This window comes from Streptomyces sp. ISL-100, from assembly GCF_018614615.1.
In the GTDB taxonomy this organism is placed as follows: Bacteria; Actinomycetota; Actinomycetes; order Streptomycetales; family Streptomycetaceae; genus Streptomyces.
This window is the reverse complement of sequence record NZ_JAGGOK010000002.1, coordinates 63,407-76,280: the sequence shown is the minus strand read 5'-3', so window position 1 is coordinate 76,280 and position 12,874 is coordinate 63,407. Positions and strand designations below refer to the sequence as shown.

Annotated in this window: 13 protein-coding genes; 10 read left to right on the top strand and 3 right to left on the bottom strand. The window is 73.3% G+C overall.

The genetic code is table 11. The annotated features are described in order from the left end of the window. Nucleotides 1–220 precede the first annotated feature (220 nt). The 8 genes from J7E89_RS00425 to J7E89_RS00390 all read left to right on the top strand — a co-directional run bounded on the left by J7E89_RS00425 (nt 221) and on the right by J7E89_RS00390 (nt 8,309). Nucleotides 221–763, top strand: coding sequence for an HAD-IIIA family hydrolase (locus tag J7E89_RS00425; protein WP_308315280.1), 543 nt, complete (start codon nt 221–223; stop codon nt 761–763). Next, nucleotides 760–1,851, top strand: a complete 1,092-nt coding sequence (locus J7E89_RS00420; RefSeq protein WP_214966834.1) for a glycosyltransferase family 9 protein — start codon at nt 760–762, stop codon at nt 1,849–1,851. Before J7E89_RS00425 ends, J7E89_RS00420 begins: the two co-directional genes overlap by 4 nt. Further along, complete coding sequence (locus J7E89_RS00415) at nt 1,848–2,813, top strand: glycosyltransferase (protein WP_214966832.1); 966 nt, start codon at nt 1,848–1,850, stop codon at nt 2,811–2,813. Before J7E89_RS00420 ends, J7E89_RS00415 begins: the two co-directional genes overlap by 4 nt. After that, complete coding sequence (locus J7E89_RS00410) at nt 2,810–4,096, top strand: glycosyltransferase (RefSeq protein WP_214966830.1); 1,287 nt, start codon at nt 2,810–2,812, stop codon at nt 4,094–4,096. Before J7E89_RS00415 ends, J7E89_RS00410 begins: the two co-directional genes overlap by 4 nt. A 107-nt stretch (nt 4,097–4,203) precedes the next feature. Further along, nucleotides 4,204–4,842: an SIS domain-containing protein gene (locus J7E89_RS00405; RefSeq protein ID WP_214966828.1), complete on the top strand. Its 639-nt coding sequence runs from the start codon at nt 4,204–4,206 to the stop codon at nt 4,840–4,842. Beyond that, nucleotides 4,839–6,239: a D-glycero-beta-D-manno-heptose 1-phosphate adenylyltransferase gene (gene rfaE2 / locus J7E89_RS00400; RefSeq protein WP_214966826.1), complete on the top strand. Its 1,401-nt coding sequence runs from the start codon at nt 4,839–4,841 to the stop codon at nt 6,237–6,239. The genes J7E89_RS00405 and rfaE2 overlap by 4 nt, the downstream gene beginning before the upstream one ends. A 121-nt stretch (nt 6,240–6,360) precedes the next feature. After that, nucleotides 6,361–7,392, top strand: a complete 1,032-nt coding sequence (locus tag J7E89_RS00395) for a glycosyltransferase family 9 protein (RefSeq protein ID WP_214967121.1) — start codon at nt 6,361–6,363, stop codon at nt 7,390–7,392. A gap of 35 nt (nt 7,393–7,427) precedes the next feature. Continuing rightward, complete coding sequence (locus J7E89_RS00390) at nt 7,428–8,309, top strand: glycosyltransferase (protein WP_308315287.1); 882 nt, start codon at nt 7,428–7,430, stop codon at nt 8,307–8,309. Nucleotides 8,310–8,377: 68 nt separating this feature from the next. Here J7E89_RS00390 and J7E89_RS00385 read toward each other — a convergent pair whose 3' ends face one another. Continuing rightward, nucleotides 8,378–9,670: an MFS transporter gene (locus J7E89_RS00385; protein WP_251059909.1), complete on the bottom strand. Its 1,293-nt coding sequence runs from the start codon at nt 9,668–9,670 to the stop codon at nt 8,378–8,380. Between the two features lie 592 nt (nt 9,671–10,262). On the opposite strand from J7E89_RS00385, the gene J7E89_RS00380 reads away from it, so the two are divergent. Both J7E89_RS00380 and J7E89_RS00375 read left to right on the top strand, forming a co-directional pair. After that, on the top strand, nt 10,263–11,015 hold the full coding sequence (locus J7E89_RS00380) for an SDR family oxidoreductase (RefSeq protein WP_214966822.1): 753 nt from the start codon (nt 10,263–10,265) through the stop codon (nt 11,013–11,015). 80 nt (nt 11,016–11,095) lie between these two features. Continuing rightward, a complete protein-coding gene (locus J7E89_RS00375; protein ID WP_214966820.1) occupies nt 11,096–11,905 on the top strand; it encodes an SDR family oxidoreductase in 810 nt (269 codons plus the stop codon). Between the two features lie 24 nt (nt 11,906–11,929). Here J7E89_RS00375 and J7E89_RS00370 read toward each other — a convergent pair whose 3' ends face one another. Both J7E89_RS00370 and J7E89_RS00365 read right to left on the bottom strand, forming a co-directional pair. After that, complete coding sequence (locus J7E89_RS00370; protein ID WP_214966818.1) at nt 11,930–12,166, bottom strand: DUF6480 family protein; 237 nt, start codon at nt 12,164–12,166, stop codon at nt 11,930–11,932. Nucleotides 12,167–12,203: 37 nt separating this feature from the next. Continuing rightward, nucleotides 12,204–12,605 carry a ChaB family protein gene (locus tag J7E89_RS00365; RefSeq protein WP_214966816.1) on the bottom strand — a complete coding sequence of 134 codons (402 nt, stop codon included), beginning with the start codon at nt 12,603–12,605 and terminating at the stop codon, nt 12,204–12,206. Between the last annotated feature and the right edge of the window lie 269 nt (nt 12,606–12,874).

Genomic DNA, 12,874 nt, shown 5'->3' with positions numbered 1-12,874 from the left:
CTCGGGTGGACGCTTTGCTGATTGCGCGGGCGGGAGTCCGGAGGGTCGCGCGGGCGGCTTCGCGTCCGCCGGTTCGGACGTGTCGTTGGCGACGGCCGGTGCTCGGCCGGACGGTCCTGCGGGCGGGCGCCTGGATGTGCCGTTGGCGCAGGGCGGGTTCGCGGATGCCGGCGGTCTTGGAGGGGCCCGGGGCGCTCGCGTTGACAGGGCCCCGGGCGCGGTGTCGGCCACGAGGGTTCCGGAGGCGGTGCTCTTCGACCGGGACGGGACGCTCGTTGTTGACGTGCCCTACAACGGCGATCCGGCGCGGGTCGAGCTCATGCCGTCGGCGCGGGTAGCCGTTGCCGCCGTACGCTCCCTCGGGATCCCGGTGGGCGTGGTGAGCAATCAGTCGGGTGTGGCCCGTGGGATTTTGACGCGTCGGCAGGTCGAAGCCGTGCAGCGGCGGGTGGAGGCCCTGCTCGGGCCGTTCGCGGTCTGGGCGGTCTGCCCGCACGGGCCCGATGACGGGTGCGGCTGCCGCAAGCCCGCGCCGGGTCTCGTGCTGGCCGCCTGCGAACGGCTCGGGGTGCAGGCCGCGCGCTGCGTCGTCATCGGGGACATTGGCTCCGATGTGGCGGCAGCGCACGCCGCCGGCGCGCGCGGTGTGCTCGTACCGAACGCGATGACGCGCCCCGAGGAGACCGCGGCGGCCGACGAGACGGCCGCCGACCTGCTCGGGGCGGTGTGGCTCGTGCTGTCATCACCGGGGGGCCCGCGATGACCGCTCCGCGGACGCTCGTCGTCCGCCTCGACAGTGCCGGCGACGTACTGCTCGCCGGTCCCGCAGTACGGGCCGTCGCGGCCGGATCCTCGCACACCGCCCTCCTGTGCGGGCCGCTCGGCGTTCAGGCGGCCGGGCTGCTGCCCGGTGTCGACGAGGTGCTGGTGTACGACGCCCCCTGGGTGGGGATCGAACCGGCGCCGGTGACGAACGAAGCCACCCGGAACCTGCTGGAGGCGCTCTCCGCCCGCCACTTCGACCGCGCCCTGGTGCTCGTCTCGTACCACCAGAGCCCCCTCCCGGCCGCCCTGCTGCTGAAACTCGCCGGCGTGGGATGGACGGCCGCCGACAGCGAGGACTACCCCGGAGCCCTGCTCGACCTGCGGCACCACCGGCTGCCCCACCGTCATGAGGCCGAGGCGGCCCTGGATCTGGCGCGGGACGCCGGCTTCGCCCTGCCACCCGGCGATGACGGGACCCTGCGCATCAGCCCCCCGCCCGACACCGCCCACCTGACCGGCCCCGGCCCGTACGTCGTCCTGCACCCCGGCGCCGCCGTCCCGGCCCGCGCCTGGAGCGCCGCACGCGCCGCGCGGGCCGCCGCCGCGCTCTCCGCCGAGGGGCACCGCGTCGTGCTGACCGGGGGCGGGGCCGAAAAGGACCTGACCGCCGAAGTGGCCGGAAACCACGCCCTCGACCTCGGCGGGGCCACAGATCTTCACCAACTGGCGGGTGTCCTCGCCGGAGCGCGCGTCGCGGTGGTCGGCAACACCGGCCCCGCGCACCTCGCCGCCGCGGTGGGGACACCGGTCGCGTCGCTGTTCGCGCCGGTCGTACCGGCCGAGCGCTGGGGCCCGTACGGCGTACCGCATGTGCTGCTCGGTGACCAGGCCGCGCCGTGCGCCGGGACCAGGGCGCGGCGCTGTCCGGCTCCGGGGCACCCCTGCCTCGACGGGATCGGCGATGCGGAGGTGCTCGCCGCCGTGGCCGCGCTCGGAGGCCCTACGGGGACCGAAGCCGGCTGCCCGGCCGTACCGGGCGGCGTATCCGAAATGGCCGAAAAGGAACGAGGAGGAGCGACCGCATGAACATCCTGCTGTGGCACGTACACGGTTCCTGGACCACGGCGTTCGTCCAGGGGCCCCACACCTACCTCGTTCCCGTCACCCCCGCCCGCGATCCCGACGGGCTCGGCCGGGCGCGTACCTTCACCTGGCCCGACTCCGTACGGGAGATGACGCCCGAGCAGCTGCGCGAGGCGCCCGTCGATCTCGTCGTGCTGCAGCGGCCGCATGAGCTCGAACTCGCCGAACGGTGGCTGGGAGGACGCCGGCCCGGCCGCGACGTACCCGCCGTCTATCTGGAGCACAACGCACCGGACGGCGACGTTCCGAACACCCAGCACCCGTTCGCGGACCGCGACGACCTGACGCTCGTCCACGTCACCCACTTCAACCGGCTGTTCTGGGACAACGGTTCCACCCGCACCGAGATCATCGAGCACGGCATCGTCGACCCCGGGCACCAGTACACCGGCTGGCTCCCGCGCGCCGCCGTCGTCGTCAACGACCCGGTCCGCCGCGGCCGTTACACCGGTACGGACCTGCTGCCCGCCCTGTCCGAGTCGACGCCGCTGGACGTCTTCGGCATGCGTACGGAGGGCCTGGCCGCGCACCTCGGCATACCCGACGACCGGCTGCACGCCACCGACCTTCCCCAGCGCGAACTGCACTCGGCCCTGGCCGAGCGCCGGCTGTACCTGCACCCCGTGCGCTGGACATCACTCGGTCTGTCCCTGCTGGAGGCCATGCACCTGGGCATGCCCGTCGTGGCACTCGCCACCACCGAGGCGGTCGAGGCGATCCCGCCCGGCACCGGAACGCTGTCCACCCGGCCCGACGTACTCGCGCGGGCCGCCCGGCACTACCTGGAGGAACCGGAAGCCGCGGCCGAGGACGGCGCGCGCGGCCGCCAGGCAGCACTCGAACGGTACGGGCTCAAACGCTTCCTGAACGACTGGGAGCGCGTGATGACGGAGGTGCGCTCATGACATCCCTCGGCCCCACCAACATCGGCACCGGCTTCGGCCCCGGCACCAGCCCCGGCAACCCCGCCGCCCTGTCGATCGCGCTCGTCTCCGAGCACGCGAGCCCGCTCGCCGTCCTCGGCGGAGTGGACGCGGGTGGCCAGAACGTCCATGTCGCGCGCCTTGCGGGCGCACTCGCCGACCGAGGTCACAGCGTCACCGTCTACACCCGGCGGGACTCGCGCGACCTGCCGGACCGGGTGCCACTGCGAGCGGGCGTCGAGGTGCACCATGTGCCCGCGGGTCCGCCGGAGCAGATCCCCAAGGACGAACTCCTCCCGCACATGCTGGCGTTCGGCCGTTTCCTGGCCAGGGAATGGCAGATACGGCCGCCCGGTGTCGTCCACTCGCACTTCTGGATGTCGGGGCTCGCCGCGCTCCACGCGACGCGCGAACTGCGGCTCCCGCTCCTGCACACCTTTCACGCGCTCGGAACGGTGAAGCGCCGGCACCAGCGGCGCGCCGACACCAGCCCGCCCGCCCGGATCGGCTGCGAGCGCGAAGTGGGCCTGGGCTGCGACCGGGTGATCGCCACCTGCCGTGACGAGGTCGTCGAACTGGGAAAAATGGGCATTGCCGCCGACAAGGTCAGCGTCGTGCCGTGCGGTGTCGACACCGGTGAGTTCACGCCGTACGGGCCGGTCGCCGACCGGGACGGCACCTACCGGCACCGGCTGATCCAGCTGGGCCGCCTGGTCCCCCGCAAGGGCGCCGCCATCTCCATCGCCGCGCTGGCCGGGCTCCCCGACGCGGAACTCCTGGTGGTCGGCGGCCCGGCGCCGGACCGGCTCGACGACGACCCCGAGGTACGCCGGCTGCGCGACATCGCCGGCGAGGCCAGGGTCGCCGACCGGGTCCGCTTCCTGGGCGGCGTACCCAGCGAGGACGTGGCGCCGCTCCTGAGGACCGCCGATGTGGTGCTGTGCCCCGGCGACTACGAGCCGTTCGGCATCGTGCCGCTGGAGGCGATGGCCTGCGGCAAGCCGGTCGTCGCCAGCGCGGTGGGCGGGCAGCTCGACACCGTCGCCGACCCGGCCACGGGACGGCTGGTGCCGCCCGGCGACCCCGAAGCCCTCGCTCACGCCGTCGGCGAACTGCTGGCCGATCCCGCTGCCCGCCAGGCGTGCGGGGAAGCCGGTCGCCGCCGGGTCCTCAGCCGTTACGGCTGGGCCAGAGTCGCGGCGGCCACCGAGTCCGTGTACTGCGAGGTACTTGCCCCACAGCCCGCCGTGACGGGAGCGATCTGACGCCCGCACCCCACAAAAGCGTTCGCGACCGCCCGCCGCGCAGCACCGATGTCCGAAGGAGGTGCGGGTCCGGCCGTCGTCCCCCGGACGCGGTACGCCCGACCAGCATGAACGAATCCCTTGTACTCGACGCCGCGCACCGGCACTGCCAGTCACTGCAGGACGCGCTCACCGGCTTCCGTCGCGAGAGCATCCACCGGCTCGCCGCATGGGGCGCCGAGCTCGCCGCCGTACTCCCCGTCGGCGGCCGGCTGCTGGCCGCGGGCAACGGCGGCAGCGCCGCCCAGGCCCAGCACCTGACCGCCGAGCTCGTGGGACGCTACCGGCAGGAGCGCCCCGCCTACTCGGCCATCGCCCTGCACGCCGAGACCTCCAGCGTGACGGCCATAGGCAACGACTACGGGTTCGACCAGGTGTACGCCCGGCAGGTGTCCGCCCACGGCCGCCCCGGCGACATCCTGGTCCTCCTGTCGACCTCGGGCCGCAGCGCCAACCTCATCACGGCCGCTGTCACGGGCCGGGCCGCAGGACTGCGCGTATGGGCGATGACAGGCCCGGGCCCCAACCCCCTGGCCGAGGCGTCCGACGAGGCACTGTGCGTCGACGCCGGAACCACGGCGACCGTGCAGGAGGCCCACCTGGTCGCCGTACACCTGCTGTGCGAATGCTTCGACGCGGCAGGCGGGGCGCCCGCTCCGGACCGGGCCGCGGCCCAGCCTGTCGCAGTCAACCGGAGGCTGTCATGACCGCGCGAAAGCCCCTGGTGGTCGTCGGCGACGTCCTGCTCGACGAGGACATCGAAGGCGTCTCCACCCGGCTGTCCCCGGACGCCCCCGCCCCCGTCGTGGACGTCACCGGCGACCAGAGCCACCCCGGCGGGGCCGGACTGGCCGCCGCGCTGGCCGCCCGGGGCGGCCGCGAAGTGATCCTGGTGACCGCACTGGGCGACGACCCGGCCAGCGAAGCCGTACGCCGTGCCCTGCGCGGCCGGGTCCAGCTCGTGGAGATCCCGCTGGACGGCACCCTGCCGGTCAAGACGCGGGTACTGGCGGGAGGCCGCCCACTCGTGCGGATCGACCGCGGCGGCGGGACGCCCGGCGAACCGGACGACGCGGTGCGTGAGGCGCTGGCCCAGGCCCACGCCGTACTCGTCGCCGACTACGGGCGCCACACCGCGAGCGCCGTACGGCCGCATCTGGAGGCCGTGGCCCGCCGCACGCCGCTGGTCTGGGATCCGCACCTCAAGGGCGACGACCCCGTGCCGGGGGCGCGGATCGTCACCCCGAACGGTGCGGAAGCCTGCGCGCTCAGCCCCGCCGAGGGCCAGTCACTGCGGGCCTACGCCCTGCGCGGAGGCGACCTGGCGGAGCGCTGGCGCGCGGCGGCCGTCGCCGTGACCCTGGGGGAGCGCGGCGTCCTGCTGACCCGCCCCGGTGCCGGTACGCCGATGCTCGTCCCGGCGCCGTACCGCGCCCAGGGCGACCCGTGCGGCGCGGGCGACTGCTTCGCCGCCGCGACGGCCGCGGCGCTGGCCGACGGGCTGCTCCCGGAGGAGGCCGTGCAGCGGGCCGTCGCCGAAGCCGCCGCGTTCGTGGCGGCCGGTGGCGCGGGCAACCCGGCGCTGTGGCGGACGGAGTCCGCGTCCGGTCCTGAGGAGGCCCCCGAGACGGACCCGTTCGCGCTCGCGGAGCGGGTCAGGGCGCGCGGCGGCACGGTGGTCGCCACCGGCGGCTGCTTCGACCTGCTGCACGCCGGCCATGTGGGGCTGCTGGAGAGTGCCCGGCGTATCGGCGACTGCCTCATCGTGTGCGTCAACTCCGACGCGTCGCTCACGCGCCGCAAGGGTCCCGGACGCCCGCTCAACCCGGTGGCGGACCGGCTGCGGGTCCTCGCCGCGCTCGGCAGCGTCGACGCCGTCGCGGTCTTCGAGGAGGACACACCGGCCGCGCTGCTCAGCCGGCTGCGGCCCGATGTCTGGGTGAAGGGCGGCGACTACTCCGTCGAGGACCTTCCCGAGGCGGAGGTGCTGCGCGCGTGGGGCGGACAGGCGGTCGTACTGCCTTACCTCGTCGGCCGTTCCACCACCCTGCTGGCCCACCGGGCGGCGCAGGCCGCCGTACGGGTGCGGCCGTCTTCGCCCTGACGCGGGAGAGGTATCCGTACAGCAGCCCATGACGCGCATGAGCGAATGAGGAGAGGCGTCGATCGAGATGAGTGCCGCGAAACGACCACAGCCGGTCACACGGGGCCCGGAGGCCGAGGCCATGGGGGAGGCCCGGCCGCGCGTGCTCGTACTGCGGGCGCTCGGGCTCGGCGATCTGCTGACCGCGGTGCCCGCTCTGCGGGCCCTGCGGCGCGGCCTGCCCGGGTACGAGGTGGTGCTGGCGGCGCCCGGGCGGCTGGCCGAGGCCGCCGCCGCGACCGGTCTGGTGGACCGGCTGCTGCCCGCGTACGCCGCCGGGCGCGCGGTGCCCGCCGAGCTGGCCTGGGCAGGCCCCGAGCCCGACATCGCCGTGGACCTGCACGGCAACGGCCCGCCGAGCCACCTGCTGCTCCAGCGGCTGCGACCGGGGCGGCTCTTCGCCTACGCGCACCCGCAAACTCCCGGCATCCCAGGCCCGGCATGGCGGCCCGACGAACACGAACGGGAGCGCTGGTGCCGGCTGCTCGACTGGTACGGCATCGCGGCGGACCCCGAGGACCTGCTGATCCCGCGACCCACGGTGCCATCACCGGCTCCGGGCGGGGTGGTGGTGCACCCCGGCGCCGACGCGGCGGCCCGCCGGTGGCCCAAGGAGAGGTTCGCGGCCGTGGCGCGCGCGCTGCGCGGCTCGGGCCACGAGGTCGTGGTGACCGCCGGTGCGGGGGAGGAGCCGCTGGCGCAGTATGTGGCGGCAGAGGCGGGGCTGGCGCCGGACGCGGTACTGGGCGGCGCGGACGATGTGCCGTTCGGCCGGCTCGCAGCGCTCGTCGCGCACGCCCGTTGCGTCGTCGTGGGCGACACCGGGCTCGCGCACCTCGCGACGGCGCTCGCGGCCCCGTCGGTCGTCCTGTTCGGCCCGGTCGCCCCCCGACTGTGGGGACCGCCCGCCCACGCGCGGCACCGCGTGTTGTGGCATCCCGGCGCCGACGACTCACCCCGGCCCGGCGACGCCCACGGCCACCTGCCGGACGAACGGCTGCTCCGGATCACCGTCGAGGAGGTCGTCGAGGCGGTACGCGCACTGCCGCGGCCGGAGCCGGACCTCGGTACGCCGGATGCGGGCCGGCCGCTGGTCCCGGAGGCCTCGCGGTGAGCGCGCAGCCCGCGGACGACCCGCGTACCGGCATCGTGGCGGACGGGCCGCCGGCGGACCAGCCGCGTACCGGCATCGTGGTGATCACCCGCAACCGCCGTACGAGCCTCCTGCGCACCCTGGACCGGCTTGCCAGGCTCCCCGAGCGGCCACCGGTCGCGGTGGTCGACAACGGCTCCACGGACGGCACCGCCGAAGCGGTGCGCGGGAAGCACCCCGGCGTACAACTGCTCACACCCGGCCGCAATCTGGCCGCGGCCGGGCGTACGTACGGCGCCGCCGCACTCAGCACGCCGTACATCGCGTTCAGCGACGACGACTCCTGGTGGGAGCCCGGCGCCCTCGACCGGGCCGCCGACGTGCTCGACACGCACCCCCGGCTGGGGCTGGTGGCCGCCACCACACTCGTGGGCCCGGACGGGACCCCCGATCCGCTCAACGAGGCGCTGCGCAGCTCGCCGCTGGGGCAGGAACCGGACCTGCCCGGCCGTTCCGTGCTCGGCTTCCTCGCGTGCGCGGCCGTGGTGCGGCGGGCGGCGTTCCTGGAGGTGGGCGGATTCCATCCGCTGCTGGGCGTCGGCGGTGAGGAGCAACTGCTCGCCATCGACCTCGACGCGCACGGCTGGGGGGTGGCCCACTGTCCCGGCGTCGTCGCCCGTCACGAGCCGGACGGGGAACCCCGCCCCGGCCGGGTGGCAAGGATGCGGCGCAACGAACTGCTCACCGCGTGGCTGCGGCGGCCCCTGCGACAGGCCGTGGCCCAGTCCGCGAGGCTGGCCCTGGACAGCCGTGACGATCCGCAGGCGCGCCTCGCCCTGGCCGACGCCGCCCGTCGGCTTCCCGCGGCGCTGGCCCGCCGGCGCCGGGTGCCGCCGCGGGTGGAGCGTCGTATCCGGCTGCTGGAGCTGTCGCCGTGAGCCGGTGACGGCCGACCGCCGCCGCCCCATGACTCGGGCGGCGGCGGTCGGCGGTCAGCGGGCGCGTATCAGGCGGCCGTGCTCAGGGACGGCTTCAGCTGCCCGGTCACGACACTCCGCTCCGTACGCACGATTACGGTCGTCGCTGTCCGGCGGCGGCGGAGCACGTAGCCGGCCCCGATCGCGCCGGCGATGATCAGTCCACCGGACACGAGGGCGCCCCGCGCGCCGGCCAGCTCCATGAGGAGACCGAGCGCCGGCGGTCCCGCGAGACCCCACGTCGTCTTGATGGTGCCCCAGACGCCGAGGACGCGGCCCCGCATATGGGCGGGCGGGTCGGTCTGGAGCACGGTCGTCCCGGCGGTGTCGGAAATCGACTCCACCACGGCCATGGGCAGGACGAGCACCAGCAGCACGGCGAGCGACGGCGAGAATCCCGCCACCACCTGGAGCAGGGCCCCGGCGGCCGCGAGCGTGCCCACGAGCCGCACCGACGGCTTGCGCAGCCGGGCGCCGAGGACCGCACCGACGATGCCCCCGACGGCGAGGACGGTGGAGACGGTGCCGAACGCTCCGGCGCCGCCGGCGAGCGGACCGGTGACGAGTACGGCCAGGGTGAGCCCGTAATTCCGTCCGAAGACCGCGCTGAGACCGGTGATCCCCGCGAGCGCGACCAGCCGGGGGCGGCGCATGAAGTACAGGACGCCCTGGCGCACGGTCATGTCGTCGTCCGTGCCCCCCGTGTCTCGCGTGTCCTTCTTCCCGAGCGGGGTACGCGGCGTCTTCGGGGAGGCCTTGGCGCCCCGGACAAACGTGTGCACCGGACGGAGGAAGGGGATGACGGAGGCCACGAAGAGGAAGGAGAGACCGTTGGCCGCGTACGCGGCGGCAGTGCCGAGGAAGCCCACCGTGATACCGGCCAGAGCGGCACCGGCGAGGCGGCCCGCGTTGTGGACCAGCGAGCCCACGCCGATGGCGGAGGGGACGTCTTCCGTACGAACGAGGTCGTTGCCCAGCAGCGCACAGGCCGGTCCGTCCACGGTGGCGATGAGACCCGTGACGGCGGCCAGCGCCATCAGGACCGCGAGGTTCAGCTGATCCGTCGCGACCAGGACGGCCGTCACGAACGCGACGGCGCCGAGAAGCCCTTGGCTGACGGCGGCGGTCAGCTTGCGGGGCCACCGGTCGACAGCGGCACCGCCCGCGACGCTCATGAGCAGACCGGGAGCCGCCTGGACGGACATGGACAGTCCTGTCGCGGCGGCGGACCCGGTGATCTGGAGCACGAGCAGGTTCTGGACCGTCAGCTGCATCCAGGTACCGGCGTTGGAGACGAAGTTCGCGACCGACCACCAGCGCATGCTGCGGTACTTCAGCGAACGCCACGGCGAGTGGTCGTCCGCCCCGCTCTTCGCGAGACGGCCGAAGCGCAGCCGGCGGGCGGGCGCGGCGGCGTCAGGGGCAAGGGCAGGGGCGGGCGCGGGGCCCGCGGGCAAAGAAGACACAGTGAGTCACTCGGAGACGAGCCGGGGGGCTCAAGCGGCGGAACGGCGGAAGCTCGAACACCGGCTGCTCTGCGCGGCCGCTCCACCGGATCTGGCTGGGCTGTGCCGCTCGTCGGGGACTCATGACGCCTGTTTGCGAGGCGCGGAGTCCTTCCGGGGAACGGCCTGGACCATCGTGGCAGACCGGTTCGGCCGGTGCTGGGAGGAGCGTCACGCGGGGGTGCCGCCGTGGACGGCGATTCCTTGGGGCGTAAGGGATCCGGCACTTCTGGTGTGCTTGCTCACAGGCCCCTGGAGCAGCCGCCCGTACGTTCGGCGGCGTGACCGCGACCACAGCCCGCGGGCGACGGCGCGACGGCGTAATCCGGCGTGCCGGACACGGTCGCCGGGCTCACAGTGAGACACGGAGCACAAAAGAGGCAACGAGAGGCAACCGGAAGGCAGCGGTATGGAAAGCGGAGTGCAGGTCGACCTTCACGGCAAGCAGGCATTGGTGACGGGCGGCGCGCGGGGGCTGGGGGCCTCGATCGTGCGGAGGATGGCCGGCGCCGGGGCGTCCGTACTGGTGGCGGACCTGCGCAAGGACTTGGCGCGGGACCTCTGCAACGAACTGGCAGCCGAAATGGGGCGTGGCGACGCGCGGTTCGTGGAGCTGGACGTCCGCGACGCAGCGGCGGTCGCGGAGGTCTTCAAGGACCTGGAGGCCGAAGGGCAGACGGTGGACATCCTGGTCAACAACGCGGCCGTGGACGTCTCCAAGCCCATCGAGCACCTGTCGGCCGACGAGGTGACGCGGGTCATCACGACGAACCTGCTGGGGCCCATGTATCTGTGCCTGGAGACCTACCGCCGCATGGTTGCCCGCGGCGGCGGCCACATCGTCAACATCCTCTCCACGGCGGCGAACCGCACCTGGACCGAGGCCGGCCCCTACGCGGCGGGCAAGACGGGCCTGCGCGCGTTCACCCACACCCTGTTCAAAGAGGCGCAGCGGGACTGCCCGGGGATCGGCGTCACCGGGATCATCGCGGGCGGCATGGAGACGCCGTTCATCCTCGAACGCTTCCCCGACGCCGATGTCTCCATGCTGCAGAGCCCGGACATCGTGGCCGACACGGTGCTGTACGCCCTGTCCGTCCCGGCCGGCAGCGCGGTGTCCGAGCTGGTCGTCGTACCGCGCAAGGAGCCTTCCTGGCCCTGATCCGTCCCGACCCGCCCCGCTCACGAGAGCACACGAGAGCACACGAGAGCACACGAGAGCACACGAGAAGGATCGTCTCCATGTCCAGCCCTGAGAACGGACAATCGCCAGTCGCCGTCATCACCGGCGCGGACTCGGGGATCGGGCGCGCCACGGCCGTCCGCCTCGCCGCGCAGGGCATGGACGTCGGCATCACTTTTCACACCGACCGGGAAGGCGCCGAAGCGACGGCGGCAGAGGTGCGCGAACACGGCCGCCGCGCGGCCCTCGCGGCCATGGATCTCACGGTGCTGCCCGACGCGGCCCAGGTGATCGACCGGCTGGCCGGGGAGCTCGGCCGTATCGACGTCCTCATCAACAACGCCGGAACCGGCACGGCCACGCCGTTCCTCGAACTTGATCTCGCGAAGATCCGCCAGGTCGTCGATGTCGACATGATCGGCCCGTTTCTGTGCAGCCAGCGGGCGGCGCGCCGCATGATCGAGCAGGGTGACGGTGGCCGGATCGTCAACGTCACCTCGGTCCACGAGACCCAGCCCCGCGTCGGCGCCGCGCCCTACTGCGCGGCGAAGGGGGGTCTTGGACTGATGACGCAGGTGATGGCACTCGAACTGGCCGAATACGGCATCACGGTCAACGCTGTCGCTCCCGGTGAGATCGCCACACCGATGACCGGCCAGGAGGATACGGACGTACGCACCGAGGTACGCCGCGGCATCCCCCTGGGGCGTCCCGGCGACGCGCGGGAAGTCGCCTCCGTCATCGCCTTCCTCGCGGGCCCCGACGCCTCATACGTCACGGGAGCGTCGTGGGCGGTGGACGGCGGCATGCTGCGCATGGGGCCCATGGCGGGCTCCCACCTCGACGACGACTCCTGGCGCCGTCCCTGAGATCTCGGCTGCCCGAGCACGCCGCTACATGATCACTGCGAACGCCAGGAAGAAGGCCGCGCACAGCACCACGACTATGCCGATGGCGATCAGCGGCCCCTTCGACCAGCCACGCGGCGGCTCTACGCGGGGACCGGCGCCGGAACTGGTACTCGCCTCGCCGGGCGGCGTCTCTCCGGGAGGCACTGCGCCGCCCGGTTCGAGGCCGGGAGTCCGGTCCAGCTCGGGATCTGGGTTGTGTGGTGTGTTCCTATCGAGCAAGTGCCCGAAATTGCCCGGATCAATTACGTCTGTTCCGTTACGTCCGGGCCTCGCGGGTCTTCGATCGGTTCGCCTTGCGAACGGCCTCCAGCAAGTCGGCCCTGCTCATCTTCGAACGCCCGTCGACGCCGAGCCGCTTGGCCAGGTCGTACAGATGCTGCTTCGACGCCTGCTCGTCGACGCCCTCGCCGCCGCGCCCGCCCACCTCTCGTGGCTGCGCCGCCTTGGGATCGGACGGGCCCTTGCGCCCCTTCTCCTTGCGCTCCCAGTGATCGCCGACCTTCTCGTACTTGTGCTTGAGCGCGCTGAAGGCCACGCGGTGGGCGCGTTCGCCTTCGCCGTACTCCTCGACGGCGGAGTCGTGCGCCTTGATCCAAGTGCGTTGTGCCTCCTTGGCGGACCGCTCCAGAGTCGACGGAAGCTCCTGCTCTCCCGGCACGGGATTCACCCCTTCTCCGAAATCGAACGAGAGAAATACGGGTGCCCTGCTGATGTCCGCAGAAACGACGACACGTGGGTGGTGCGTAATGGACGTCAGCCCTCCGGTTACGTCGGCCGGACGGGGGCACCCGCGAACGGAAAGGGACGTGTGAACACCGGCCGGACGCGGTTGCCGGAGAAGCAACTGGAGTGAGTGATGAACGATCACGGGCAGGACAAGAACATTCTCAGTGCCCTTGGGTGCGGCACGGGGAGCGGGTGACTCCG

What these genes read in the sequence shown, in the direction of transcription:
- J7E89_RS00405 (WP_214966828.1), top strand. Translation starts at nt 4,204, where the DNA reads ATGAACGAATCCCTTGTACTCGACGCCGCGCACCGGCACTGCCAGTCA.
- J7E89_RS00420 (WP_214966834.1), top strand. Translation starts at nt 760, where the DNA reads ATGACCGCTCCGCGGACGCTCGTCGTCCGCCTCGACAGTGCCGGCGAC.
- J7E89_RS00385 (WP_251059909.1), bottom strand. Translation starts at nt 9,670, where the DNA reads ATGCGCTGGTGGTCGGTCGCGAACTTCGTCTCCAACGCCGGTACCTGG.
- J7E89_RS00415 (WP_214966832.1), top strand. Translation starts at nt 1,848, where the DNA reads ATGAACATCCTGCTGTGGCACGTACACGGTTCCTGGACCACGGCGTTC.
- J7E89_RS00380 (WP_214966822.1), top strand. Translation starts at nt 10,263, where the DNA reads ATGGAAAGCGGAGTGCAGGTCGACCTTCACGGCAAGCAGGCATTGGTG.
- J7E89_RS00410 (WP_214966830.1), top strand. Translation starts at nt 2,810, where the DNA reads ATGACATCCCTCGGCCCCACCAACATCGGCACCGGCTTCGGCCCCGGC.
- J7E89_RS00395 (WP_214967121.1), top strand. Translation starts at nt 6,361, where the DNA reads ATGGGGGAGGCCCGGCCGCGCGTGCTCGTACTGCGGGCGCTCGGGCTC.
- J7E89_RS00375 (WP_214966820.1), top strand. Translation starts at nt 11,096, where the DNA reads ATGTCCAGCCCTGAGAACGGACAATCGCCAGTCGCCGTCATCACCGGC.
- rfaE2 (WP_214966826.1), top strand. Translation starts at nt 4,839, where the DNA reads ATGACCGCGCGAAAGCCCCTGGTGGTCGTCGGCGACGTCCTGCTCGAC.